The sequence below is a fragment of the Tumebacillus permanentifrigoris genome, assembly GCF_003148565.1.
Classification (GTDB): Bacteria; Bacillota; Bacilli; order Tumebacillales; family Tumebacillaceae; genus Tumebacillus; species Tumebacillus permanentifrigoris.
This window is the reverse complement of the sequence record NZ_QGGL01000006.1, coordinates 231,519-255,444: the sequence shown is the minus strand read 5'-3', so window position 1 is coordinate 255,444 and position 23,926 is coordinate 231,519. Positions and strand designations below refer to the sequence as shown.

Genomic DNA, 23,926 nt, shown 5'->3' with positions numbered 1-23,926 from the left:
AAGAGATCATCCGGTATTAGCACTCGTTTCCAAGCGTTATCCCAGTCTGCCAGGCAGGTTACCCACGTGTTACTCACCCGTCCGCCGCTGACATCCTCGAAGCAAGCTCCGTATCAGTCCGCTCGACTTGCATGTATTAGGCACGCCGCCAGCGTTCGTCCTGAGCCAGGATCAAACTCTCAATTAAAGTTTGATTCAAGGCTCGAATCGATTCTCATCTATCACTCGTTTAGTTTTCAAGGATCAATCGCGTCACCGTAGTGTCTCTCGCGGCGACAAGAGTTATCTTACCATGCCCATTCCCTCGACACAATTCAACATTTCCGCAAACGAAAACAAATTCCCGCCTGAGCGCTCACCATTCGCGATTAGCCCAAATGACCTCCAAGTTTTGTTTTCGCACGCCAAATCTGATGGCAACGTATGGATGCCCACTCTTTTCCAAAAGCTACCCGTAGCAGATCGTGTCTAGTCCTAGCTATTATTGTACGTCTTTTGTCGTATGGTATAATAGGGAAAGTTAGGGGGAGGACAACTTACATGGATGATCAACAAATCACGGGTTCCCGCAGTGACCGACACGGCGGCGCTGAGAAGGACCACTCTTCCGAAGCGGCCCCAACGAAGAAGAAGAAAAAACGGCGCTTTTGGAAGGCCTTTAAAATCTTTTCTTTCGTTTCCCTATCCGCTGCGATCATCGGCGGTGGTGCTGCGGCTGGATATGTCGCGACGATCGCCAAGCGGGCACCTGTACTCGATCTGAACGGAATCACGAACATGGCGGCGACCACCAAAGTCTATGATTCGGACAAGCAGTTCATGTTTGCCTTGCAAGGAGACGGCAACCGCGACTTGATCAAGTCGACCGAAGATGTATCCCCGTTTGTCGTCAACGCCTTCATCTCGGCAGAAGATAAAAACTTCCGTTCGCACTTTGGCATCAACCCGTATGCGATGGCCCGCGCATTTGCGCAGAATGCCATCGGACGCTCTATCAAATCGGGCGCTTCGACGATCACACAACAGACGATCAAGAACGCCATGTTCCCAGAGCAGGATCGCACTTGGGAGCGCAAAATTCAGGAAGCCTACCTCGCCATTCAGTTGGAGAAACAGCTGACCAAGGACGAGATCATCGTGACCTACCTGAATTGGATCTACTTTGGCAAGTCTGGCACCGAAAACCTCTACGGGATCGAACGCGCGTCCAAATCGATTTTCAACAAGTCGGCAAAAGACCTGAACCTTGCCGAGTCGACCGTACTCGCATCGCTACCGAACAACCCGAGCCTGTTCAACGTCTATGAGAACTTGGACAACGTGCTCGACCGCCAGGAATATATCCTGCGCGAGATGTTGCAAAACGGGTACATCGACGCCGCTCAATACGAAGAGGCGAAAAAGTTCGACATCTCCGCCGACCTGCAATCGGTTCAACAGAAAAAGGAAATCAAGGCCGGGCTCTTCCCGCACCTCAATGCGGAGCTTGAAACCCGCGCAGCCGAGGAGCTTTTGAAAACTGGCAAGTACGAGTCGCTCGACCAAGCGCGCCAAGCCTTGTTCCGCGGTGGCTACCAGATCTACACCACCATCGACCGCAACCTGCAGACCACGGTTGATACCGTGCTTAACAATCCGGACTTTTATCCTAAGAATCTTACGTATGACGTGACGGACAACAAAGGCAAGACGACCCACGTCGAAAACGCAATGGAGCAATCCGGCGCGACATTGATCGACAACAAGACGGGCCGTGTCCTTGCGATGGGCGGCGGTCGCAATTATGAGCAGGACCAGATCAACCACGCAACACGAGCCCGTCAGCCTGGCTCGACGATGAAACCGATTGCGGTCTACGGCCCCGCGATCGACATGAAAAAAATCGGCTCCGGCTCCGTCATCGACGACGTGCCGATGGTTTGGCCGGATCAGAATGCTGCCGACGGGAAGTACTTCCCGATGAACTGGGACAAAAAATTCCACGGGCTGATGACCGTGCGCAAAGCATTGGAGCAGTCCTACAACATTCCAGCGCTCAAAGTCTTCCATGATATCACCCCCAAAGCAGGTCTCGATTATGTGCGCAAAATGGGCGTCACCACGCTCGTACCGGAAGACGAGAATCTCTCAGCCGGGATTGGTGGCCTGTCACATGGCTTGACTGTGCTGGAAGCGACCAGCGCCTACACGACGTTCCCGAACGCGGGCGTCTGGCGCGATGCGTTTATGATTGATGAGATCACAGATCGCGATGGAAACTCCGTCTACAAGCATGAGTCCAAAACAGACCAAGTGTTCAGCTCGAACACTGCCTTTATCATCAATGACATGCTCAAAGACGTCGTTCGCAAAGGCACAGCCAGCGAAGTGGGTCGCAAGTTCCCAAGCATCCCGATCGCCGGCAAGACCGGGACCACCAACGAAGACAAAGACGCATGGTTTATCGGCTACACTCCCGACGTAACGCTCGGCATCTGGGTTGGCTATAACCTACCACGCACCTTGCTGTCTGGAGAAGGCAACCGACCAAAGAAATTGTGGAACGAGATCATGGCCGAACTCTTGCCGACCCAGAAGGAACACGCCGAAGCCTTCTTCCCCAATCCGGGCGGCGTTCGTCAGATCGGCATCTGTTCCTACTCCGGCAAGCTGCCGTCTGAGCTCTGCAACCAACAGAAGGCCGTCAGCACGGAGATGTTCCTCGCAGGCAGTGAGCCGCGCGAACAGGATGATGTGCTGGTCAAAGCCAAGTACTTCGAAGTCGGCGGCAAAAAGTTCCTCGCGACCGATTCGACTCCTGCCTATCTCGTGAAGGAAGGCGTCTTCATCAAGCGCGACAAGTACGAACTTCCCGATAACAACAAGTCCTACCTTCCGCTCGATTGGGAGATGGAATTGCCCGCCGGTGATGCCAAGGACGGAGTCTCCGTCCAATCGGACAAGACCCCGAACGGTCTGAAAATCACCGCTTCGACAACAAACTCGATCAGTCTGACTTGGAACGCCGTCAGTGGAGCGAAAAGCTACCTCATCCTCCGAGCGAACAGTGAAGCAGGTCCGTTCCAGATCGTCGAGGAAGTCACCACTCCTGCATTCACCGATCCGTCCGTGCAGACAGGTACGTCCTACTCCTACCAAGTGGTCGCCTTGGATAACGATGGCGCACATTCTGCACCGAGTTCGACGGTGACTGTAACGCCAGGTCAAGTCTCGCTGGCCGTTCCCTCATCCGTACAAGCGACACCCGCTCCGGTGGGCTTGACGATCTCGTGGAGTGCGGTGCCCAACGCGACCGGCTACACGATCTATCGCAACACCGAAGCAGGTGGCACGTTCCAAAAAGTCGGCTCCACGTCTGACACGACGTTCACCGACGTAGGCGCATTGCCGGGAGCCACGTTCTATTACAAAGTCACAGCGTTGGCCGGCAGCCAAGAGTCAAACGCCTCCCCCCCGGTAAAAGGCACGGTCTCCGGCGGGAATGGTGGCACTGGCAATAACGGCGGACCCGCAGGCGATGGCAACAGCGGCACCGGAAGTCAAACTGGAAAAGCGCAACCGCCGTCCAGCGTGGGGATCACCAAGACAGCCAATGGCCTCGTCATCAATTGGGGATCAGCGAGCGGCGCACAAAGTTACGTCGTGGAACGCAGCACCAACGGTTCCACCTGGGCCCAAGTCGGGTCAGCGACAGACACCAGCTACACCGACAGTACCGCAGAAGCCAACCAAAAGTACTACTACCGCGTCCGTTCCGTCAGTGCAGACGGCACAACCTCAACACCCTCACAGACGGTCAGCGGCACCAAGTAACCCAACCCACCAAGAGCATCCCCTCCCGCAGGCGGATGCTCTTTTTTTACAAAAAAGCGTCCCGTCTACTATCAGCAGACGCTCTCCAATAAAAAAGCATCCAACCTACTCACCAGACGCTCTCCTTACGCAAAACACACCCCACCTACTCACCAACCACACCCCTTACGCAAAAAAGCATCCAACCTCTCCGAGGCTGGATGCTTTTCTCTTACTTCAACGTGACAACCGTGACCCCGTTGCCGCCTTCGCCTTCCGCACCGAAGCGGTAGGTTTTGACGTAACGGTGTGACTTTAGATAGTCTTGGATACCATTGCGCAAGACACCGGTGCCCTTGCCGTGGATGATGTGCAACGTGCCCATCCCCGCCAGCAACGCATCGTCGATATATTTGTCCACTTTCATAATGCCATCCTCGATGTTGTACCCTCGCAGATCCAGCTCCAAACCGACCAGTTTCGGCTCGGCTCCTTTGCGACCGACAACCGTGCGGGTCGGGGCTTTTTCCTTCGGCAGTAGCTCAAGCGCATCGAGCGTAACCTTCGTCTTCATCGAACCGATCTGGATCATCGCTTGCTTGCCCTTGAGTTCCACGATGTCCCCTTTTTGGTTCAGGTGGACGACGCGGACATGATCTCCGACTTGGAGCGGTCGTGCGGACGGTTTCGCCTTCGACGCCCGCGCATCGCGTGGCATCGCAGGAGCTGCATCCTCCAACTGCTTGCGCAGTTCGATCAGACGGTGCTCCTTGATCTGTCCACGTTCTTCAGCTGCGATGCGGCGGAGCTCTTCGACGATCTCTTTCGCCTCACGATCTGCCAACTGGACAGCCTTGCGCGCCTCTTGTTCCGCACGCTCCATGATCTTGTCCTTCTGCATCAGGAACGCCTCGCGCTCCTGTTCGAAGTCGAGCATCCGCTGCTCCATCTCGCGGCGGAGCTCCTCCGCCTTTTCCCGTTCCTTCTCGGCGGTCAGTTGGTTCTGCTCCAGCTTGCGAATCAGGCTGTCGACTTCCACATCCTCCGTCTTCAACCGCGCCTTCGCCATCTCGATGATATCGCCGCGCAGACCCAAGCGCTCCGAGATCGCGAACGCATTCGACCGCCCAGGAATCCCGATCAACAACTTATAGGTCGGACGCAGACTCTCCACATCAAACTCGACCGACGCGTTGATGGCGCTCGGCTCGTTGTACGCATAGCCCTTCAACTCGCTGTAGTGCGTGGTGGCCACCGTCTTCACATCGCGCACCTTCAAGAAGTCGAGGATCGACATCGCCAACGCTGCCCCTTCCGTCGGGTCAGTCCCTGCACCCAACTCGTCAAACAACACGAGGCTGCGGAAGTCCACACGGTCCAAAATGTTCACGATGTTCGTCATGTGCGAGGAGAACGTCGACAGCGATTGCTCGATCGACTGCTCATCCCCGATATCGGCGAACACTTCGTCAAACGTCGAGAGCACCGAATCATCATCAGCTGGCACATGAAGGCCCGACATCGCCATCAACGTCAACAGGCCGAACGTCTTGAGCGTAACCGTTTTCCCGCCGGTGTTCGGACCGGTGACGATCAACTGTGTAAAGTCCTCACCCAATCGCAGGTCGGACGGTACGACCACATCGCGAGGAATTAACGGATGACGCGCACGGCGCATCGTGATGATCCCTTTGTCGTTCATCTGCGGACGGGTCGCACGCAAGTTGTTCGCATACGTCGCCTTGGCAAAAATAAAATCAAGCTCGGCCAGCGCTTCCTGTGCATCGAGCAAAACGTGCGCATGCTCGCCGATCTCGCCTGAGAGACGCGCGAGAATTTTATCGATCTCACGCACTTCCTTGATCTCCAACTCGCGCAGGTTGTTGCTCATCTGCACGACCGCCGCCGGCTCGATGAACAGCGTGCTCCCTGACGCGGATTGGTCATGGACGATCCCATCGAACGAACCTCGGTACTCGATCTTGACCGGCACACAGTAGCGTTCGTTGCGTTGGGTGATCAATTGTTCCTGTAGCATCTTTTGCGTGTTCGAGGAGCGCAGGATCGATTCTAACTTGTCCTTGATCCGGGCGTGCATCGTGCGGATGTCGCCACGGATGCGGCGCAACTCCGAACTTGCGGTATCGCGCACACCCGCGTTCTCGTCGATGCAGGAGCGGACGTCCTCTTCCACATCGCGCAGCTCGGGAATCACTTCAATGATATCGATCAGGTACGGCAGAGCTTCCTGTTCATGCGTATCATGCAGGAATTTTTTCAACCGGCGTCCCGCCATGATCGTGTCGGCGATGTCGAGCAGTTCGGCAGCTGTCAACGTGCCGCCCATCGTCGTGCGGCGCAGCGGCCCCCGGTTGTCATGGATGCCCCCCATCGGGATCAGTCCACGCAGACGGTACACGGTAACGCCCTCTGCTGTTGCTTGCTGCCACGCTTCTACCTCGTCCAATTGCGTGGACGGGAACAAGTCTCGCGCCATCGCTTTGCCTAGCGAGGAGCTCGCCAGTGACACCACTTGATCGCGAATTTTATCATATTCGAGCACGCGAAGCACTCGTTCGTTCATGGTGAAGTCACCCCCAAATAATGCATTCAATTATAACACATCTTTCATGAAAAAACGGGACATTCTATCCCTACACTCGCATCGCACAATGACATCACAGCAGCAAAGGAGGAGGATCTTCACGTGGCAAAAGTTATGGGAGCCATCGTCCGTTTTATCGTATCGGCAATCGTCTTGATGGTAGTCGGGATGCTCGTCCCGGGGTTTAGCCGCTTGTCGTTCACATCCGCATTGATCGCAGCAGTGATCATCGCTGTCATGGGATGGGTAATCGAACTGTTGTTCGGCAAGCGCGTGTCGCCGTACAGCCGTGGCATTATCGGCTTCATCAGCGGTGTTGTCGTGATCTACCTTGCTCAACTGTTCGTACCGGGCATGCGAGTTACCCTGTTCGGTGCAATCCTCGCGTCGTTGGTGATCGGTTTGATCGACCTGTTCGTGCCGGGGGATGTCAAAGGCAACGTGTTGGGCGGCCGTCGCGGCGCCTCCGAGCGTTTGCGTGATCGCAACGACTAAGTAGCTCTACACTGCTCCAAGCGAGTGATACGAAAAAGCCCTAGCCGATATCGGTCTAGGGCTTTTTCGCAGGTTAGGCCACAGGGAGAAACCCCTTGAATTTCGAGATCAAAAGCGCAGCGAACTGCGAGTGTTGCAGCAGTCCACGAATCGACTCTTGCGGCATCAGGTTCATGACGTTGACGACCAACGCCACGATGAACACCGCCAAGGTCAGACCGATCCCTGCTCCTGCAATCCGGTTGACGATCGAGAGCCCAGGCAAGTTGGCGATCATGTCGAGCAGGCGTCCGATAAACTTCACGACGAAGAAGCTGACGAAAAACAACAGCAGGAAGGCAATCGCCCCGTGCAGGTTTTTCAAAACGGTGTCTGCGATCAACATCGCCACCGGATTGCCGCCATCTGTTGCGGTCGTCACCGTCACATACTTGGCGACAACCGGAACGAACGACGGGTAGGCCGATTTGGCGACAAAGTACGCGACGAGCCCACCGATCAGCGAGATGATCTGCCGTATCAAACCTGTGCGCCACCCATTCAATGCGGCGAGCAACAGGAAGACACCGATCACCACATCGGTCACTCCGACTCTCCTCCTAATGCCTGTGCCTGTTCGAGGATACGCAGGAGATCTTCGTACTCCTGACGCAGCTTCAAGTATTCGTCAGCTACGTTGACAGCAGCGAGCACCGCGACACGGTTCAGGTCAAGGCGTGGATTCGCTTCGCCAATCTCCTTCATCTTGTGGTCGACAAGCATCGCAACCATACGCAAATGATCGACAGAGGCTCTGCCCTTTATCTGATAATCTTGGCCGTAGATGACAGCTCTGATTTTATTGACTTCGACATTGCCGGAAGTGGGATGTTTCGTCAAGGGAAATTCGCCCCTTTCTAGTCTCCCTGCTCATTTCGATTCGCAGGTCGGAAAATCCTTCTTAGGCGCGAAGTTCCGCTCCATACCCTTCCTTCAGCGCGTCTTGGACGCGGGTGTGACGCTCGGAGACCTCTTCGTCCGTCAACGTGCGCTCCGGCGAGCGATACGTCAGTCCGAAGGCGAGCGACTTTTTCCCGTCCGGGACTTGCGGACCTTGGTAGAAGTCGAACACGCGCACACTTTCCAACAGGTCGCCTGCCGCTTGCTTGATCGTGCCCAGCATGTGACCGGCCGGGATGTTCACATCTACGAGCACCGCGATGTCGCGTTCCATCGCCGGGAATTTCGGCAGCGGAGCCACGGTGACTTCACGACCTTCCCGCGCTTCGACGAGGTTTTCCAGATGCAATTGGAAGTAGTAGGTCGGCGGCAGGTCGCACGCTTCTTCGACCTCTGGGTGCAGCGCCCCGAGGTAGCCGAGGAAACGCTCGCCTTGCCAGATGTCAGCCGTGCGGCCAGGATGCATGCTCGCCATCTCTACCGCTTGGTAGGTGACGCCGTTGATGCCCAGCCCTGCGAGCACGTTTTCGACGATGCCCTTCACGGTGAAGAAGTCGACTGGACGCGGTTTCTCCCCGATGCCCACCGCACCATAGTTTCCGGTGAAGATCGCAGAGACGCGTGTGCGCTCCGTCGGGAGTTCTGCCGGATTCTCATGTGGGAAGAACACGCGGCCAACTTCGAACAGCGCGAGATCGTTCGCTTTGCGGTTGCGATTGTATTCGACCACTTCGAGCAGGGACGGCAACATATGCGTGCGCAAAACGCTGCGCTCCTCCGACATCGGATGCATCAGTGCCAGACGCTTGGTCAGTTGTTCCTCCTCCGCGAGACCGAGGCGTTCCAGTGCGGACGGGCTTTGGAAGGTGTAGGTGATCACTTCGGTCAGACCCATGTTGATCAACAGTTCGCGCACGGTGCGCTTCAGACGTTGTTCGACAGAGAGCAGACCTTGGGCGAGATGACCCGCCGGCAGCGTAGCCGGGATCTTGTTGTAGCCATAGATCCGCGCGATTTCCTCGATCAAATCGACATCGCGGGTGATGTCCGGGCGACGAGTCGGGACGGTGACGCGGTGCGCGCCGTCGATTTTGAAGCCTGCCACGTGGAAGCCGAGGGCAGTCAGGATGTCCACCATCTCGTGTTCCGCGATCTCAGTGCCAAGGTATTGGTTGACGCGTTCAAGGGTGATGTCGAGCACGTTCGGCTCAGCCGCACCTTTGACCACTTCCACCGGAGCACCGACCACTTCGCCGCCTGTCAGTTCTGCGATCAGAGTCGCCGCACGGAGCAGAGCGTTGGTGATCATGCCTTGGTCGATCATGCCCTTCTCAAAACGCTTCTGCGCTTCCGAGAACAGACCGAGCGCCTTGCCCGTTTTGCGGGTCGTGCCCGGATCGAAGTACGCCGATTCGAGAACGATGGTCTTCGTGCCCTGATCCACTTCGGAGTTCTCGCCACCCATGACGCCAGCCAGACCGATCACTTTTTCCGGGTCAGCGATCACCAGCATCGAGGCGTCGAGTTTGCGCTCCACGCCATCGAGCGTGACATGTGTTTCGCCATCCTGTGCTTGGCGGACGATGATCGTGTCATCGGCAACTTTTGCCAGATCGAAGGCATGCAGCGGTTGGCCGAACTCGAACATCACGAAGTTGGTCACGTCGACCACGTTGTTGATCGGGCGCACACCCACAGCCAGCAGTTTCGCTTGCAACCAGAGCGGCGATTCTGCGATCGTGACATCCTTGACGACGAGTGCAGAGTACTTGGTACACAGGTCAGATTCGATCTTCACCGCGACCGGGGTCGAGGTCAGGTTCGGAGCTTTGAACTCCTCTTGCATCTTGACTTTGCGACCGAGAATGGCCGCCACTTCATAGGCAACGCCACGGTAGTTTAGCGCATCCGAGCGATTCGGGGTCAATTCCAACTCCATGACGACATCGTTCAGGTGCAGATAGTCTGCGATGTCGGTCCCTGCCGGTGCATCAGTCGGGAGGATGTACAGACCTTCGGTCTGTTCCTTCGGCAGCAATTTGACGTCCAGACCGAGTTCCTTCGCTGAGCAGAGCATCCCTTGCGACTCCACGCCGCGCAGTTTGGCCTTTTTGATCTTGAAGTCCCCTGGCAGTTCCGAGCCGACCACGGCGCAAGGAACTTTTTGTCCCGGCGCGACGTTCGGTGCTCCACAGACGATCTGCAGATGCTCACCCGTGCCTGCATCGATCGTGCAGACACGGAGTTTGTCGGCATTTTCGTGCGGGCGCGTTTCGAGAACGTGACCGACGACGACGCCCGTGATACCTTGGTTCAGTTCGGTGAAGACCTCGACCGGGATGCCAGCATCGGTCAGTTTGTCACCCAGTTGCTGCGGAGTCAGATCCGCGATGTCGATATATTCATTCAGCCATTGATAGCTAATTTTCATAAGTTTCGTCTCCTCCTACATCCGCGACTTGAAGTTCTGCATCAGGCGCACATCGTTTTGATAGAACCCGCGGATGTCTTCGATGCCATAGCGGCGCATCGCGGTGCGTTCTACGCCCATGCCGAACGCAAAGCCGGAGAATACCGTCGGGTCGTAGCCTGCCAGTTCGAGCACGCTCGGATGAACCATCCCTGCGCCGAGGATCTCGATCCAACCGGTGCCTTTACAAGTCCGACACCCCGTGCCGCCACAGTTGTGGCAGGTGGCATCGACTTCGGTAGACGGTTCCGTGAACGGGAAGTAGCTCGGACGCAGACGGACTTGGACAGACTCACCGAAGATCTGGCGAGCGAACGTCAGCAGCGTGCCCTTCAAGTCACTCATGCGGATGTTGCGATCGACGACCAGACCTTCGATCTGCATGAAGGCGTGGGAGTGGGTGGCATCATCATCATCGCGGCGGTAGACACGGCCCGGTGAGATGATGCGGATCGGGTCCGGATGTTCCTGACCGTTGGCGCGGGCTTCGGCCGACTTGGCCCCCATGACGCGGGCTTGCACCGGAGAGGTCTGCGTGCGCATCAGCAACTCTTCCGTAATATAGAACGTATCTTGCATATCGCGAGCCGGGTGGTTTTTCGGCACGTTCATCGCTTCAAAATTGAAGTAATCGTATTCCACTTCCGGGCCTTCGACCACCGTGAAGCCCAGACCGAGGAAGATGTCTTCGATATCGCGGATCAATTGGTTCAGCGGGTGTTCCGAGCCGACCGAGATCGCGCGACCTGGCAGCGACACATCGATCGCTTCCTCTGCGAGACGCTTGTTGCGCTCCGCCTTCTTGAACTCCGCTTCCTTCTCACCATACGCCAGTTCCAGCGCGTCGCGAACATCGTTGACCAATTGGCCGACGACGGGACGTTCTTCGGCACTCAGGGCGCCCATGCCGCGCAGGATCGCGGTCAGTTCGCCTTTTTTGCCTAGATACTTGACCTTCCAGTCATTGATCGCCTGCAGAGAATCTTGGGGTTGCAAGTCGGTCAGCGCCTGCTCCTTGAGCGAGTACAGCTGTTCTCTCATCTGAATTCCCTCCTAAAATAAAAAAGACCCTTCCTCCACAAGGGACGAAAAGGTCTTCGCGGTACCACCCTTATTGAGCCACCACAAAAAAACGAGTCGTGGGACTCCACTTCATTACGATAACGGTGTTGTCACACCGGCACGCCCTACCCAAAGCTTCAACGAACAAGCTCCTTCAAGCGAGCAGCTACGGAGTGAACTTCAGCATAGGCACATGCGTGAGGGTGTTCTCAGTCCATGACACCCATTCCCTGATCACGCGGCGATATGCGTACTCTCTCCATCAACGCTGATTCAATCTTTGATTGTTGCTACTTAGTATAGTATACCAAAACTGCAAATGCAACTTCACCCTTGTAAGAAATTACATCTTCGCCTTGCGCACAAACTTCGCGTGATAAAAAAACTCGACCAACGCTACCGTGAGACCGACAAACAAGGCAAAGTACAAATTGACATACATGTTCAGGAATAGATTGCTGCCCAACTTCACAACCACAGCGGCCATCACAAAGTCCACGGCAATCGCCACGATGTTATTCAAAGCGGTTGGGACAACCAGATCCGTCACAAACCCAATCAACGTGATCACGATGCTCAAAATCAGTGCATGAAAAATGTTCATGTACCCATGCAACGGAAAAAACAAAGCCACAAAATACACCGCTGCAAACGTCCCTATCAACTTCACGATCAAACCCAACGCCTGATTCATCAAAAAAGCACCCCCATACTCAAGAGGATGCCCTATCGCTTGTCGAGCTATGAAAAGAAAAGGAACAATCTACAGCCGTTGACGCAGCGCCTCATACAACATCACCGAAGCGGCGGTCGCTGCATTCAAGCTCTCCGCCTTGCCCGGCATCGGCAGCGTGACCTGCGTATCGACCATCCCGGCGATCTCCGACGAAACGCCGCGCGCTTCCGACCCGATGACGAGTGCAACAGCCCCAGCAAAGTCAGCTGCAAAAACGGTCTGCTCCGCATCGACCGTGGTCGCGACAACCGAAACCCCATGCTCACGCAGATTCGGGAGCAGCGTGCCCAGTTCCACCTCAAACACCGGCAGATGGAACATCGACCCCATCGCCGAGCGGACGACCTTCGGGTTGTAGACATCCACACAAGTCGAACCGACAAACACACCGGTCGCCCCGACCGCATCAGCCGTCCGAATCATCGTCCCGAGATTGCCTGGGTCCTGAATCCCATCAAGAATCAGGTACAACGGCTTCTCCTTGTTCGCGAGGAACGCATACGCATCGCCTTCCGACTTCTTGACGATAGCGATAACCCCTTGTGGCGATTGCGTATCGGCCACATGTTCCAGCACCGACTCCGCCACATCATACAACGCGACACCCATCCCCGTCGCCGCCGTGATGATCTTGTCAAAACGCCCCGACAACTGATCACCGCTGATCAAGATCTCCTCAATCGGAGCCCCGGCATCAATCGCTTCCTCGACCAAACGCACGCCCTCCAACAGATAACGCCCTGTCGAGTTGCGGAATTTCTTTTGCTTCAGAGAAGCCCACGCCTTCACGCGGTTGTTTTTCACAGATGTAATCAATTCCATCTCGTAAGCCACCTCTATCTCGTTTCGTCCAATTCATCCAAATCTTCATTGCGCCCCACAACAACCAGCACATCACCTTCATGGATGATGTCACTGGCAATCGGTGCGATGTTAATATGCGTCCGATGTTTGATCGCCATCACATTGCAGCCGTACTTGCGGCGGATATCGATCTGCTCCAGCGAGCGGCCGACAAACTTGCTCGGCGCCTGCAGCTCCAAAATCGAGTAATCCTCCGCCAACTCAATGTAATCCAAAATGTTCGGCGAGATCAAATTGTGCGCGACACGATAGCCCATGTCCCGCTCCGGGTAGACGACCTTGTCAGCCCCGATCTTCTCCAACACCTTGCCATGCATCTCGTCCTGCGCCTTGACCACGATGGTCTTCACGCCCATCTCTTTCAAGATCAGCGTCGTCAAAATCGAGTTTTTCACATCATCCCCGATCGCGACAACCACCACGTCAAAGTTCCGAATCCCAATCGCCTTCAACGCGCTCTCATCTGTCGAGTCACATGCGATCGCATGTGTCACCAGATCGGCACGGTCTTGAATGATATCTTCATCTGAATCGATCCCCAGCACATCATAACCCATCTCATACAGTGTACGAGCAACGCTGGTGCCGAAACGACCCAAACCAACGACTGCAAATTGCTTTTGCGCCATCTGGCTCAACTCCCCTTCAGAGCGTCCCAGTTCTTGTCAAACGATATGTATCTTTTCGTAGCATACCCTGAACGAAAGTATCTCACAACCCCGGTCAAGAAAAAAAAGACCTGGCCCGCAGGTCAGGTCTTTTCGTTGACTTACTTGCTGCCTTTTGCAAGGGTAGCCAGCTCGGTGAAAGCGGAGCTGTCGTTTACAGCGAGTTCAGCCAGCATTTTGCGGTTCACTTCAACGCCCGCTACTTTCAGGCCGTGGATCAGCTTGGAGTAGGAGAGACCGTTCAGGCGAGCTGCTGCGTTGATACGCGCGATCCACAGTTTGCGGAAGTCGCGTTTTTTGTTGCGACGGTCGCGGTATGCGTACATCAGGGATTTCATGACCTGCTGGTTAGCAGTTCTAAACAGGCGATGTTTGGAGCCGCGGAAACCGCGTGCCAGTTTCAGTACTTTTTTATGACGCTTACGGGTGACAGTACCACCTTTAACTCTCGGCATTTCAGTAACCTCCTATGCAATCAAAAACGTTGTGTTCGTGGATGTAAAATTGTAGCTTACAGGTAGGTGAGCATTTGCTCGATGCGCTTCTGGTCGGACGGGTGTACCATCGCGGACTTGCGCAGGTGACGCTTAACTTTGGTTTCTTTGTTGGAGAACATGTGGCTTCTGTACGCGTGGGAACGCTTCAGTTTGCCGGAGCCAGTTCTTTTGAAACGCTTCGCCGCGCCGCGGTGAGTTTTCATCTTAGCCATGATTGCGAAACCTCCAAATCGAGTGTAGAGAAAATTTAGTTGTTGGTGACTTTCGGCGACAGGATGATGATCATGCTGCGGCCTTCGAGCTTCGGATGACGCTCGACTGTTGCGATCTCGGCACATTCAACCGCGAGGCGGTTCAATACGCGTGCTCCGATATCGGTGTGCGTGATCTCACGACCACGGAAGCGGACAGAAGCTTTCACTTTGTCGCCTTCGTTCAAGAACTTCACCGTGTTGCGCAACTTGGTTTGGAAGTCATGTTCCTCGATATTCGGGGTCATGCGAACTTCCTTGATGGAAACGATCTTCTGGTTTTTACGGGCTTCTTTTTCCTTCTTGCTCTGCTCGTAACGGAACTTGCCGTAGTCCATGATGCGGCAAACCGGCGGCTTCGCGGTCGGAGCCACGTTAACCAGGTCCAAGCTCTTGTCACCTGCGATCTGCATTGCTTCACGCAGGGATTTGATCCCGAGTTGGTCACCATTGGAATCGATCAACCGCACTTCACGAGCGCGGATGCCATCATTGATTTGAACCTCTTCTTTGCTAATAACCTGTCACCTCCTGAAGTTCTGGGCAAAACTTGTGATACAACAAGCAAAAACTAAATATGCGGGTGCAATGGCGATTAAGCCTTGCACCCGCATACGAATAGACGACTAGGAGCCGTACAATATTCTGCTCAAAACCCGTTCACTGCCTCGTGAGCGTTCCTGGGTGAGAAGCGCGAGTGCTTCTGCTTGTGTATATTGCCATATGAACTTCCGTATTGCATGATACCATGAGAGTTTGATCACAGTCAAGCAAAACGGAGCAATTTTCGTAAAAAAGCGCCCTCACCTCTACTCCCTGCAGCAAAGGCAAAAGCGCTGACAGCAACATGTGTTGAGAATTCGTATCGCTTTAAAATCAATATAAACAACTTACTGGGCTCTGTCAACATGTATTTGAAAATCTTGTCACATTTTGCGGTCGGCGGCATTGCTAGGCGCTTGCCAAGAGCGAGCCGTTTCACAAAGCGGACAGTCGTTGCAGATGACAGCAGCGTCGGCGAAGACTTTTTTCACCGTCTCGACGATCGGGGGTGGATTGTCGTTGCCCAGCGCCAAGTGGATGTGAACGCGCTGTGGAGCTGCGGAGATCAACGCGCTCATCGTCTCCTCGATCATCACACCGCACTCGCGCAGATTGGCCTGTTGCTTGGCACCTTCCAACTCATCGAGCATCAGCGGGCGGCCTTCGCCATCGAACAGGCGCGGCGAGCCGTTTTCCTCATGGCAGACCATGTGCAACAGCGGCATCCCTGGGTCTTGGGCCGCAACGAAGTAGCGCAGCAATTTGACAAATTCCTGGTACTCCAGATCCATCAGGTATTCATCGATCGCCTGTTCGATCACACGATGCAGATCGGCCTGCAGTGCGTTCATGCGAAAACGCAACATGCCTTCAATCAGTACCTCTGGGCTTTGGCGCAACTGCTCGACCACACTTTCGACGATGTGGCGACGACGGAGTGGGTATCCGTCTTGGTCTTTCAGTTCAGCGAGCATCTGCACCGCCGAGCTTGAGAGGTACTCAACCTCATCTGCACAGTAGTAATAGAAGTCATTGGCGACGATGCGGGCTAATTCAGAGCGTTCCCACACATCGGTGATGAACTCTGCCACCCCTTCGGCCAGCGCTTGAATCGCAGGTTGGGTGAGTTCGTCCGCTTGACCTTCTATCGTCTTGCACAAGCGATATGTAAAAAAGGTGTACTTGCCGCGTGTAAAGCGCTCGCCTTGTAAGGACACCCCGGTCTCCTGCAATTTGTCACGCGCTTCATTGAGACATTCACATAGCTTTTCCGGGAATCTTTCGACGCCGATGGTAAACTTTTTCATGGGACACCCCTTTCCAGACTTCCTGTCGACCCATGGTGTTATTCCTCAGTGTATGCGCGGTATTTAACTTGTATACTTCCATTCTGGTATTCTGGACAAAAGGCTTGTAGGTTGCGTTGTATCTTGCTAGGGTCGGGACCATGAGCAGATGCTCGCGATCCCCACCTACCTTGGAGAACTTCAATCATAGAAAAACTCTCTTATTAGAGAGTTTCCTACGAAACAGCGACTTTTGCAAGGCGTAATCAGACCTTTTTTTGCGACTCGCCAAGAACTGACAAACAATTCAATAATATGCTACACTTGTTTTATGTTTATTTAACGTGAAAGGGGCCTCCATCAAATGCGCTTCAAATTTGTCTCGGCAATGCTCTCCATTTTCTTCCTATGTAGTTTGTTGCTTGTGAGTCCCGCGTCTGCACACCAACAGTCGCTGGCTTCCTCGAAGATCACGTTTGAAAACAAAAAAATGCACATCTCCTTGTTGATTGACCAAAAATCGATCCTCGAGATCAACGGCTACGACATCGAGAAAACGCAATCGCTCGACGAGTCCCAACTTAGCGGACAGATCAAGGACAAGTCGTTCGACTACCTAAAAAACGGCTTCCATGTCAAAAATAACGGCCAAGAGATGGCTGTGGAACTCGAAAGCGTCTCCGTGCCGGATCTCGCCAATGTGCAGTTTGACCTCGTGTATAGCTCGGGAGAATTGATCGATAAAATCGACTTCGACTACAACATTTTCTTTGAAAACTCGGACGGCAAGCACAAAAACGTCGCCACGATTGAGAACGGTGACACTATCGACGAGTTCGTGTTCACCAATTCCACCCGCCACCTCGCGATGGAAGCAGGCGTGGAACTGTCCTTCTGGAACACGCTCGGCCAGTTCGTCGTGATGGGCATCCAGCACATCCTGACCGGCTATGACCACTTGGCCTTCCTGCTGGCGTTGATCATCCTCGGTGGTAGCTTCACGAACATCCTGAAAATCGTCACCTCCTTCACCGTCGCGCACTCGATCACACTGATCCTCGCCGCGTTGGAGTTCGTCTCGCTGCCAGGCCGGCTGATCGAATCCGCGATTGCGATCACGATCCTCTACGTCGCACTGGAAAACCAGTTCATCAAAAACGCGAACTACCGCTGGATGCTGACGGGGGTCTTCGGCCTCGTGCACGGCTTCGGTTTCGCCGGTGCGCTCGCGGAAACCCAAGTTCCGAAAAACCATTTCATTGAAGCGCTGCTCACCTTCAACGTCGGTGTGGAGATCGGCCAACTGGCGGTCGTGCTCGTCCTGTTGCCGATCATCCTCTACGTGCGCCGCTTCTCTTGGAACATCTGGTTCGTGCGTGGAATCTCGGGTGGTGTCGCCCTGTTCGGCCTGATCTGGTTCGTCCAGCGTGCGTTCGAACTGAACATCCTGCCGTTCCTCGCTGTATAGGAAAAAAGCCCGTCCCCGCAACTTGTGCGGGGACGGGCTTTTTTGCTGGACGACGTTCTCGTCGGTCTCGCGGGCGAACTTTCAGTTGATCGATGAATCGAGTAGGAGCGGCACTCAATGTTCGATTAGTTTAAGTACGCGTCAAAACTTCCGTTTACGGAGCAGCTACCTGTGTTTTTCACGTCGAGATAGTAACTTTGACCTGGGGTCACACTAAAAACATATGTGCCGGTCACTTTACCATAGACCGTTTGTGAACTTACCATGATGCCGTGACTGTACAACAGCAGTTGGGTGATTGGCGTATTTAGTGCGAGTGTCGATTGTGTGACATTGAGTTGCAACTGTGTGCTAACGCCTGCATTAAAACTTAAAGAAGTTGGCGATTGTTGCCCAATGCCTGGGCTATAGTAGTACTTTCCAAGGTAGGTCGAGACCGCAGCTGAATATCAAAATTCTCCGACTTGAAATTGCTCTAGAACCTGTGCTTCCCACCTGACTTTACGCGAAAGGTCTGGAATCCCGTGCTACGTTGAACTATATTGATAGTATTAGAAGAAATGGGGGGTTGAACCATTTGAATCCACATCAGTTGAATACCGTATTTAAAACACTTTCTACTCCATTGCTTGCAGATGCCTGCTTGCGGATGCATGTGCCCTACAGAGTGGCACCAACTGGGATTCGACCTGTTGTGGCAGGGATGCGCTTGGCTGGGCGTGTTTTGCCCGTGCGACATTATGGGAGTGTGGATATCTTTTTAGAAGCGATGCATGCAGCTGCGGACGGGGATGTGTTGGTGATTGACAACCACGGTCGAACGGACGAAGCCTGCATCGGGGATTTGACCGTCTTGGAAGCGATGGCCAGCGGTTTGGCAGGTATGGTGGTCTGGGGACTGCATCGCGATACATCCGAGCTGCGAGAGATTGGTTTTCCCGTGTTTAGCTATGGGGCGTGTCCAACAGGTCCACAACGGTTGGATGCCCGAGAGTCTGTTGCCTTGGAGAACGCCGCTTTTGGCAACTTTACTGTCACAACTGATGATCTGGTGTTCGCAGATGATGATGGCTTGTTGTTTGTGTCCAGTCAGGTCGATCTTGAGCAACTCTTGCAGTTTGCAATCACGATCTCCCAGACCGAACGCAAGCAGGCGGAATTGATCCGTTCGGGTAAGACGCTGCGGGAGCAACTGCGTTTTGCAGAGTATTTGGAAAAGCGGGCTACCGATCGAGAGTATTCGTTCAGAGCGCATCTTCAAAGCATCGGTGGTTCGATCGAGGAATAGTCGTGCCACTTGAACCTCGGGTCCACACCTTCCCGGACGAACTCAAGGCTACAGGTGTTCGACAGTATAAAAGCCCCCTGCGTGGCACCGCAGGAGGCTTTTTCTTTTACTTCACAGGAACTTTCAAATGATCCATATACAAACCCGGCGCTTCCAACTCCGCGTACTTCGCCGGGATCTGGATCTCATCAACCCCTGACTGCTTCTTCACCAGAATCCGCTCCTCGATCCTCGATTACCTCATGCAAAGTTGGTGAACCTGACAACCTGTCCTCACTTGGCTTGCTTTATCAAGTTCTCAGCCACGATCATGTCCTTCCCATTGAATTGTCTCTGCAAAAAGAACATGTCTTGCGTGACGTAGGCTGGAGCAACGGTGTTGACGATCTTCTTGGTTTTGCTGTCGATCTTGAGTTTCCCTTGCACGCTTCCTACGATGTTGTAACCCCACTTGGGATTCGGGTTTTTCGTCAAAAAAACAACATAAGAGTTCCCCGGCTTCATGACTGGAGAACCTTCCAATGTATCCTCGATCATGCCTTGGGGATTTTTTGGCTCCTGCCCCGACCCAGGCTTGTCTAGTTTGGGCAGTTTGCTCAGGTCCTGTACTCCCCCAACTTCCGTAACAAGCAAGGTGGAGGGTACCGAATCACCTTTATAGACTTGCACGACAGATACCTGAGAGCAGGTTGAAACATCCCCGATGTCAATCGGTACGGTTTCTTGATCCACAACGTTTATCTCAGCTACGATGTCAGCGTTCTGGTACAGCTCCCCTAGATTTGTATAAACCCAGAACGACCCGTGGCTCCCGATGATCGGGTACTCACTTTCTGGAACCGTAATCAACGGTTGGTTTGGGTCTGTCTTTTCTTGTTGATCAGCGACTGCTTTTTGTACTGCAACAGGGGCAGGTGCAGATGTAGCCTCAAAAGGTGCTTTTTTCTCTAAAAACACATAGCCAAAGGTGCTAACGACTGCTACAACCAACGTAGCACTGAGTATTTTTGTAGAGTTTTTCATCGAATCCCTCCCTTTGACCTTTCAGACCAGTTGGTAATGATCGGATCAACATCGGTTTGACGATTATGGAAGACCATAAAGTAATCCGCCCCGCTTGGTTGGGGGCAAACAAAAACAGACACCCGGATGGACGCCTTGCCATTCTTGCTAATGATTATAGTTGACCTACCACAGAAACAACGGTTCCATCGCTAGGCCAAACGTATATATAGAGTTCACTACAAAAAGTGCTGAGAAACTTGAGGTAAACAGATTCCCGCAAGTGATCACCAAATGTCCAACCAATCGGAGTACCTCCAACGCCACCATCTACGGCTAGGTACGTCTGTTGTAGAAACGCCACTAGCCGATTCCCTTCAAACAACTCGCCGCACAAAGACCCACGATCAATCTGGTAGACAATAGGACGTTCTTTAAACACGGATTGATCAAGCGGAGGTGACCCTTTTCCGTAGAGATCAAGAATCAAGGGGTGCAACTCTTTTGACTTATAGATGGATTCGAACTCTTGTTTAGATGCGTCCTTCAGATTGCTAACTGTGACGCTCACCGGAAGCCCGTCTTCGTAAAATAAAATGCAACGGTTAAAGTGCGGTACGATACTCTCTTGCAAATATCCCAACGTTGCTTCATCCCGTAGTGGCACAGTTGTTTGAGTTCTAGGACTGATTAGAACATGTGGTGCGAGTAGAAATTGGCATTCAAGAGTGAATTGAGGCTCCGTCTGGGATGCAAGCATCTTTGAGGTTAAAACTTTTTTCGACATTGCCTCCAAATCAACGGATGCCTTTGGCTCTTCATCAACCTGTTTGTACCACTTCATTGACTTTTGCCCTCCTCAACGATCTAAAATACACAGCACAAACAACCAAAGATATGTATATCACTTCAACCACGATTACCCAAGGTATTCCAACATCTACAATTTGATATTTTGAAGTGAACGTCATCGGGGTCGAGGCTATTAAAGACGAAATACGCCTTTTCGAAGTCGTTCAACCAGTAATGGGCATTGCCAAGTTTGTTATATGTATCACACAAGACTACGTCCTCAACGTTCTGCCGTATCTGTTGATTTTGCAGAAATGGAACTAGAAGCTCGACTACTTTCTCAAAAACACGAGCGGTTCGATAGCATTCTGCTCGACAGATTAACAATTCAATCCGCTGATGTTCCAATAGGTCTGCACGTTGCTCCAGCTCATCAATCAATTCGAGTGCGTGGGTATGGTCAGCCTTATCAATGTATACGCGAACCATATCAATCTGAAAGCTGACTTCCATCTGCTTCTCCTGCATCCCGATCAGTTCGCGAAGTGGAACACCGAGTTTGTCCGCCAACTTGCCCCACAATTCAGCAGACGGATATTTACGATCGCACTCGATTTGACTCACAACGGCGATTGAACAAATACCGTCAACCAGTTGAGCCTGAGAAACGCCTTTTTCGATTCGTATATGCTTAAATCGTTGCCCGATTGTGAACTTCGCATCCAGTAACAATTCTTCACACCTACCCCAGAATGATCTATGTATTCAAATAAACAATACTATTACAATAACAATTTGTACATGATTTTAATCCAAATACATACTCATTCATGATAATTCATCTTAAAATAAAAATACCGGAAGAATCAAGATAATTCTCCCGGTATCGGTATACATCGATTTTCTACAACGAGCGCCAGATCTGCAGAAATCTATACGATCCGTCACACGATCAAATCCGTGAGGCGGTTCGCGAAGGGGGCGTAAATAATTTACTCATAGGGGCTAGCGATTCGATTTTGTCTCTGAATTTTTTTGACGCTGTAGGTTCTTCCTTGTCTTTTCGAGAATCCAGATGAGGCCAAAGACGACAGCAGCACCGATAATTCTTGTGTACCAATTAGGCCCTATTGTGGTTGCAACTAGGTAAACAACTAAAGCAAAGATGACGGTGTACGCTGATGACCACTTTTTTTTGAACCACTTTTTCAACCGGTAGCACCTCCAATACAGCGTTTTATAAGAAACAAAGCCCGTCATGTTGACAGGCGTTGTTTCTTATTAGCAATTATCTGAGCGAAGAGTAAGCGAGCCCAGAGTCATAGTTATAAACATCTGTTGGGCTGGTGTAATTGGAGTATGCGTAATTCACTTGCAATTCATAGACTTCATTCCGACCCCAATAACTATCGTATGCGTAATAGGTTTTGAACATCTCATAAACATAGGGGTGACTATTCAAATACCCCCGAGCATTGCTGAGCCAGTCAGCCGCTACAGCAGATGCAAATTGACCATAAGGCGTTGCTCCCATTGTTCTAGCAATAGCAACACTTACTCCGTCGATTGCATAACGGATAATTTGATTCGTGACGGAGTTGTCATAAGTTTTATAACTCGGCCCTTCAATCGTGGTGCCCGGATTGTCTGGAGCAGGAATATAGTTAGGTGTCACCGAACCGCCGGAATTTCCCGTTGACAAGGAATCCACAACTTTTTCCAAAGATTCCTTGTCATTTTTGGATAAGGCATGGTTACTGTAGTGATGGATGTTTACTCCATTATGCTTCCATGTCGTCTCGTAGGTCTTGTTTTTTTGAGAATCCGCTTTTTCTGCTGCGAAAGTAGGGGGAGTGATAGCAACCATCATTGCAACAGCAGTAATGCCCATCACGGTATTCTTCATTGAACTTTACACCTCCAAGGTCGAATTTGTATTGCAAGAAAAAAATATCACGAACATTTTTCTATGTCAATTAACAAGACATACAATCTAAAATCTTTAAAAACACCCCGGATTCCACGATACTGACGAAGCCGGGGTTCTGAACTGGTTCGCTTGTAACGGGGCACCGTAATTGACTAGGAAAGACGTACTCGAATTCGAAGTCACCGTTCTCGGCCAACTGCTCCCGCAACAAACGAATCGTGCGGGATTTACGGCTTTTCGTCACCTCACCACGTACAGTGGACTGTTCAAACAGGGTATCAAGGCACAGAGCGTCAAGTTCATGAGCACTGCGAGTTTGTTTCTTTCGTTTACCAATCCGTTTGTCCAATACGAAAAAACGCCCCCATCCAATTTCTTGAATGATGAGCGTCTGCACACTACATGCGATTTGGTTGCATAGTAGATGGAAACAAGGGGTCAGAAACACTAGGCAGTGAAATGGCTACATTGAGCAACTCTGATTCGCTCAAATTACCTACCATCCAAACAAGCTGACCTTGGTCAAAATAGTAAAAGAGTGTTTGATTAGAGTCGCTCGTGATCTGCCACGCATCATTATCCTTGATTTTAAGCGCCTTTGCACCTTCTGGCTGTGTGAATGATTCGCGTGGATATTTACCAATGACCAGTGTTTTTATATCACTCGCGAATGTCCAAACTCTTCGAAATTCAGATCCTACTGTCATTTTCGTAACAGAAAACGTCTCCATCGGCAGTGCGATTCCCTCTTTTTGGCTCGTCGTTCGCTCGGGAGGACATGGTGAATCCGCAATAGCCGAGAAATTCCACTCTTGCCCCTGATGAGACAGGAATACAAAGTTATACCAGGGATAAGTACTATTGGGAACTTTAATCGTCACAATACTTTCATTTCCAAATGTTGCTTCCCAAAGTATGTCTTTTTTAGTTGGGGAGAGTTGCTCGTTCGTTGTATAAACCCATTGCAGTTGGCTCATTACTGACTCAACCGGTGTTTGCTTATCCTTGCTCAATGCTTGTTGGGTGCTGATCACTTTAATGGTTGATGCCGAGACTATTGTAGGTTTGGTTGTACAACCGGCTATATACCCACTAGCGACGGACAGAACAGCCAAACAAATCAATCTGTGCTGTTTTCGTGTCATCTCAATACAACTACATCACAAATCGAGTTCTACCCACAACTGTTTTGGTCCGTGGGGCGGTAACGGTGATGTAGGAACCGTTGCTTTCATTGC

Annotated in this window: 21 protein-coding genes, 1 rRNA gene and 1 other annotated feature; of the genes, 4 read left to right on the top strand and 18 right to left on the bottom strand. The window is 52.4% G+C overall.

Translation table 11 applies throughout. The annotated features are described in order from the left end of the window. Positions 1-187: ribosomal RNA gene (locus C7459_RS09215) — 16S ribosomal RNA — on the bottom strand; the annotation flags it as partial. Between the two features lie 353 nt (positions 188-540). Here C7459_RS09215 and C7459_RS09210 point away from each other — a divergent pair. Next, a complete protein-coding gene (locus tag C7459_RS09210; protein ID WP_170119380.1) occupies positions 541-3,813 on the top strand; it encodes a PBP1A family penicillin-binding protein in 3,273 nt (1,090 codons plus the stop codon). A 211-nt stretch (positions 3,814-4,024) separates the two neighbouring features. On the opposite strand, the gene C7459_RS09205 is transcribed toward C7459_RS09210, so the two are convergent. After that, positions 4,025-6,376, bottom strand: a complete 2,352-nt coding sequence (locus C7459_RS09205) for an endonuclease MutS2 (RefSeq protein ID WP_109688526.1) — start codon at positions 6,374-6,376, stop codon at positions 4,025-4,027. Between the two features lie 135 nt (positions 6,377-6,511). Here C7459_RS09205 and C7459_RS09200 point away from each other — a divergent pair, with 135 nt between their 5' ends. Beyond that, a complete protein-coding gene (locus C7459_RS09200) occupies positions 6,512-6,892 on the top strand; it encodes a phage holin family protein (protein ID WP_109688538.1) in 381 nt (126 codons plus the stop codon). Between the two features lie 73 nt (positions 6,893-6,965). On the opposite strand, the gene C7459_RS09195 is transcribed toward C7459_RS09200, so the two are convergent. The 11 genes from C7459_RS09195 to ytxC all read right to left on the bottom strand — a co-directional run bounded on the left by C7459_RS09195 (position 6,966) and on the right by ytxC (position 16,229). Beyond that, positions 6,966-7,478 (bottom strand): CvpA family protein, encoded by a 513-nt coding sequence (locus C7459_RS09195; RefSeq protein WP_170119379.1) that lies wholly within the window; start codon positions 7,476-7,478, stop codon positions 6,966-6,968. Then, a complete protein-coding gene (gene zapA, locus C7459_RS09190) occupies positions 7,475-7,771 on the bottom strand; it encodes a cell division protein ZapA (protein ID WP_109688524.1) in 297 nt (98 codons plus the stop codon). The genes C7459_RS09195 and zapA overlap by 4 nt, the downstream gene beginning before the upstream one ends. Positions 7,772-7,832: 61 nt before the next feature. After that, on the bottom strand, positions 7,833-10,262 hold the full coding sequence (gene pheT / locus C7459_RS09185) for a phenylalanine--tRNA ligase subunit beta (RefSeq protein ID WP_109688523.1): 2,430 nt from the start codon (positions 10,260-10,262) through the stop codon (positions 7,833-7,835). Positions 10,263-10,277: 15 nt separating this feature from the next. Continuing rightward, positions 10,278-11,342: a phenylalanine--tRNA ligase subunit alpha gene (gene pheS, locus C7459_RS09180; RefSeq protein ID WP_109688522.1), complete on the bottom strand. Its 1,065-nt coding sequence runs from the start codon at positions 11,340-11,342 to the stop codon at positions 10,278-10,280. A gap of 37 nt (positions 11,343-11,379) precedes the next feature. Beyond that, positions 11,380-11,638: a binding site (T-box leader), on the bottom strand. A 68-nt stretch (positions 11,639-11,706) separates the two neighbouring features. Next, positions 11,707-12,057, bottom strand: coding sequence for a DUF2512 family protein (locus C7459_RS09175; protein ID WP_109688521.1), 351 nt, complete (start codon positions 12,055-12,057; stop codon positions 11,707-11,709). A 69-nt stretch (positions 12,058-12,126) separates the two neighbouring features. Continuing rightward, positions 12,127-12,921 (bottom strand): TrmH family RNA methyltransferase, encoded by a 795-nt coding sequence (locus C7459_RS09170; protein WP_109688520.1) that lies wholly within the window; start codon positions 12,919-12,921, stop codon positions 12,127-12,129. 14 nt (positions 12,922-12,935) lie between these two features. Further along, the gene (locus C7459_RS09165; protein ID WP_109688519.1) at positions 12,936-13,592 is read right to left on the bottom strand and encodes a potassium channel family protein; all 657 of its coding nucleotides are present in this window, start codon (positions 13,590-13,592) and stop codon (positions 12,936-12,938) included. Positions 13,593-13,732: 140 nt separating this feature from the next. Continuing rightward, positions 13,733-14,086: a 50S ribosomal protein L20 gene (gene rplT, locus C7459_RS09160; protein ID WP_109688518.1), complete on the bottom strand. Its 354-nt coding sequence runs from the start codon at positions 14,084-14,086 to the stop codon at positions 13,733-13,735. Positions 14,087-14,142: 56 nt separating this feature from the next. Next, positions 14,143-14,340, bottom strand: a complete 198-nt coding sequence (gene rpmI, locus C7459_RS09155; RefSeq protein ID WP_109688517.1) for a 50S ribosomal protein L35 — start codon at positions 14,338-14,340, stop codon at positions 14,143-14,145. 35 nt (positions 14,341-14,375) lie between these two features. Continuing rightward, positions 14,376-14,897: a translation initiation factor IF-3 gene (gene infC / locus C7459_RS09150; protein WP_281272766.1), complete on the bottom strand. Its 522-nt coding sequence runs from the start codon at positions 14,895-14,897 to the stop codon at positions 14,376-14,378. A gap of 408 nt (positions 14,898-15,305) precedes the next feature. Further along, positions 15,306-16,229, bottom strand: a complete 924-nt coding sequence (gene ytxC, locus C7459_RS09145) for a putative sporulation protein YtxC (protein WP_109688515.1) — start codon at positions 16,227-16,229, stop codon at positions 15,306-15,308. Positions 16,230-16,572: 343 nt separating this feature from the next. Here ytxC and C7459_RS09140 point away from each other — a divergent pair, with 343 nt between their 5' ends. Together C7459_RS09140 and C7459_RS09135 are read left to right on the top strand one after the other, a co-directional pair. Continuing rightward, positions 16,573-17,676 carry a HupE/UreJ family protein gene (locus C7459_RS09140; protein WP_109688514.1) on the top strand — a complete coding sequence of 368 codons (1,104 nt, stop codon included), beginning with the start codon at positions 16,573-16,575 and terminating at the stop codon, positions 17,674-17,676. A 577-nt stretch (positions 17,677-18,253) separates the two neighbouring features. After that, a complete protein-coding gene (locus C7459_RS09135) occupies positions 18,254-18,964 on the top strand; it encodes an RraA family protein (RefSeq protein ID WP_109688513.1) in 711 nt (236 codons plus the stop codon). 273 nt (positions 18,965-19,237) lie between these two features. On the opposite strand, the gene C7459_RS09130 is transcribed toward C7459_RS09135, so the two are convergent. From C7459_RS09130 to C7459_RS22965, 5 genes are all read right to left on the bottom strand, one after another. Next, complete coding sequence (locus tag C7459_RS09130; RefSeq protein ID WP_109688512.1) at positions 19,238-19,987, bottom strand: hypothetical protein; 750 nt, start codon at positions 19,985-19,987, stop codon at positions 19,238-19,240. 154 nt (positions 19,988-20,141) lie between these two features. Continuing rightward, on the bottom strand, positions 20,142-20,810 hold the full coding sequence (locus C7459_RS09125) for a hypothetical protein (RefSeq protein WP_109688511.1): 669 nt from the start codon (positions 20,808-20,810) through the stop codon (positions 20,142-20,144). 65 nt (positions 20,811-20,875) lie between these two features. Next, positions 20,876-21,490 (bottom strand): helix-turn-helix domain-containing protein, encoded by a 615-nt coding sequence (locus tag C7459_RS09120; RefSeq protein ID WP_170119378.1) that lies wholly within the window; start codon positions 21,488-21,490, stop codon positions 20,876-20,878. Between the two features lie 556 nt (positions 21,491-22,046). Further along, on the bottom strand, positions 22,047-22,664 hold the full coding sequence (locus C7459_RS09110) for a hypothetical protein (RefSeq protein WP_109688509.1): 618 nt from the start codon (positions 22,662-22,664) through the stop codon (positions 22,047-22,049). A 422-nt stretch (positions 22,665-23,086) separates the two neighbouring features. Continuing rightward, positions 23,087-23,833: a hypothetical protein gene (locus C7459_RS22965; RefSeq protein WP_146200983.1), complete on the bottom strand. Its 747-nt coding sequence runs from the start codon at positions 23,831-23,833 to the stop codon at positions 23,087-23,089. Positions 23,834-23,926: the final 93 nt, after the last annotated feature.

Coding starts and splice junctions, on each gene's coding strand:
- C7459_RS09210 (WP_170119380.1), top strand. CDS start 541: ATGGATGATCAACAAATCACGGGTTCCCGCAGTGACCGACACGGCGGC.
- C7459_RS09205 (WP_109688526.1), bottom strand. CDS start 6,376: ATGAACGAACGAGTGCTTCGCGTGCTCGAATATGATAAAATTCGCGAT.
- C7459_RS09200 (WP_109688538.1), top strand. CDS start 6,512: ATGGGAGCCATCGTCCGTTTTATCGTATCGGCAATCGTCTTGATGGTA.
- pheT (WP_109688523.1), bottom strand. CDS start 10,262: ATGAAAATTAGCTATCAATGGCTGAATGAATATATCGACATCGCGGAT.
- pheS (WP_109688522.1), bottom strand. CDS start 11,342: ATGAGAGAACAGCTGTACTCGCTCAAGGAGCAGGCGCTGACCGACTTG.
- C7459_RS09175 (WP_109688521.1), bottom strand. CDS start 12,057: ATGAATCAGGCGTTGGGTTTGATCGTGAAGTTGATAGGGACGTTTGCA.
- C7459_RS09170 (WP_109688520.1), bottom strand. CDS start 12,921: ATGGAATTGATTACATCTGTGAAAAACAACCGCGTGAAGGCGTGGGCT.
- C7459_RS09165 (WP_109688519.1), bottom strand. CDS start 13,592: ATGGCGCAAAAGCAATTTGCAGTCGTTGGTTTGGGTCGTTTCGGCACC.
- rplT (WP_109688518.1), bottom strand. CDS start 14,086: ATGCCGAGAGTTAAAGGTGGTACTGTCACCCGTAAGCGTCATAAAAAA.
- rpmI (WP_109688517.1), bottom strand. CDS start 14,340: ATGGCTAAGATGAAAACTCACCGCGGCGCGGCGAAGCGTTTCAAAAGA.
- ytxC (WP_109688515.1), bottom strand. CDS start 16,229: ATGAAAAAGTTTACCATCGGCGTCGAAAGATTCCCGGAAAAGCTATGT.
- C7459_RS09140 (WP_109688514.1), top strand. CDS start 16,573: ATGCGCTTCAAATTTGTCTCGGCAATGCTCTCCATTTTCTTCCTATGT.
- C7459_RS09130 (WP_109688512.1), bottom strand. CDS start 19,987: ATGAAAAACTCTACAAAAATACTCAGTGCTACGTTGGTTGTAGCAGTC.
- C7459_RS09125 (WP_109688511.1), bottom strand. CDS start 20,810: ATGAAGTGGTACAAACAGGTTGATGAAGAGCCAAAGGCATCCGTTGAT.
- C7459_RS09110 (WP_109688509.1), bottom strand. CDS start 22,664: ATGAAGAATACCGTGATGGGCATTACTGCTGTTGCAATGATGGTTGCT.
- C7459_RS22965 (WP_146200983.1), bottom strand. CDS start 23,833: ATGACACGAAAACAGCACAGATTGATTTGTTTGGCTGTTCTGTCCGTC.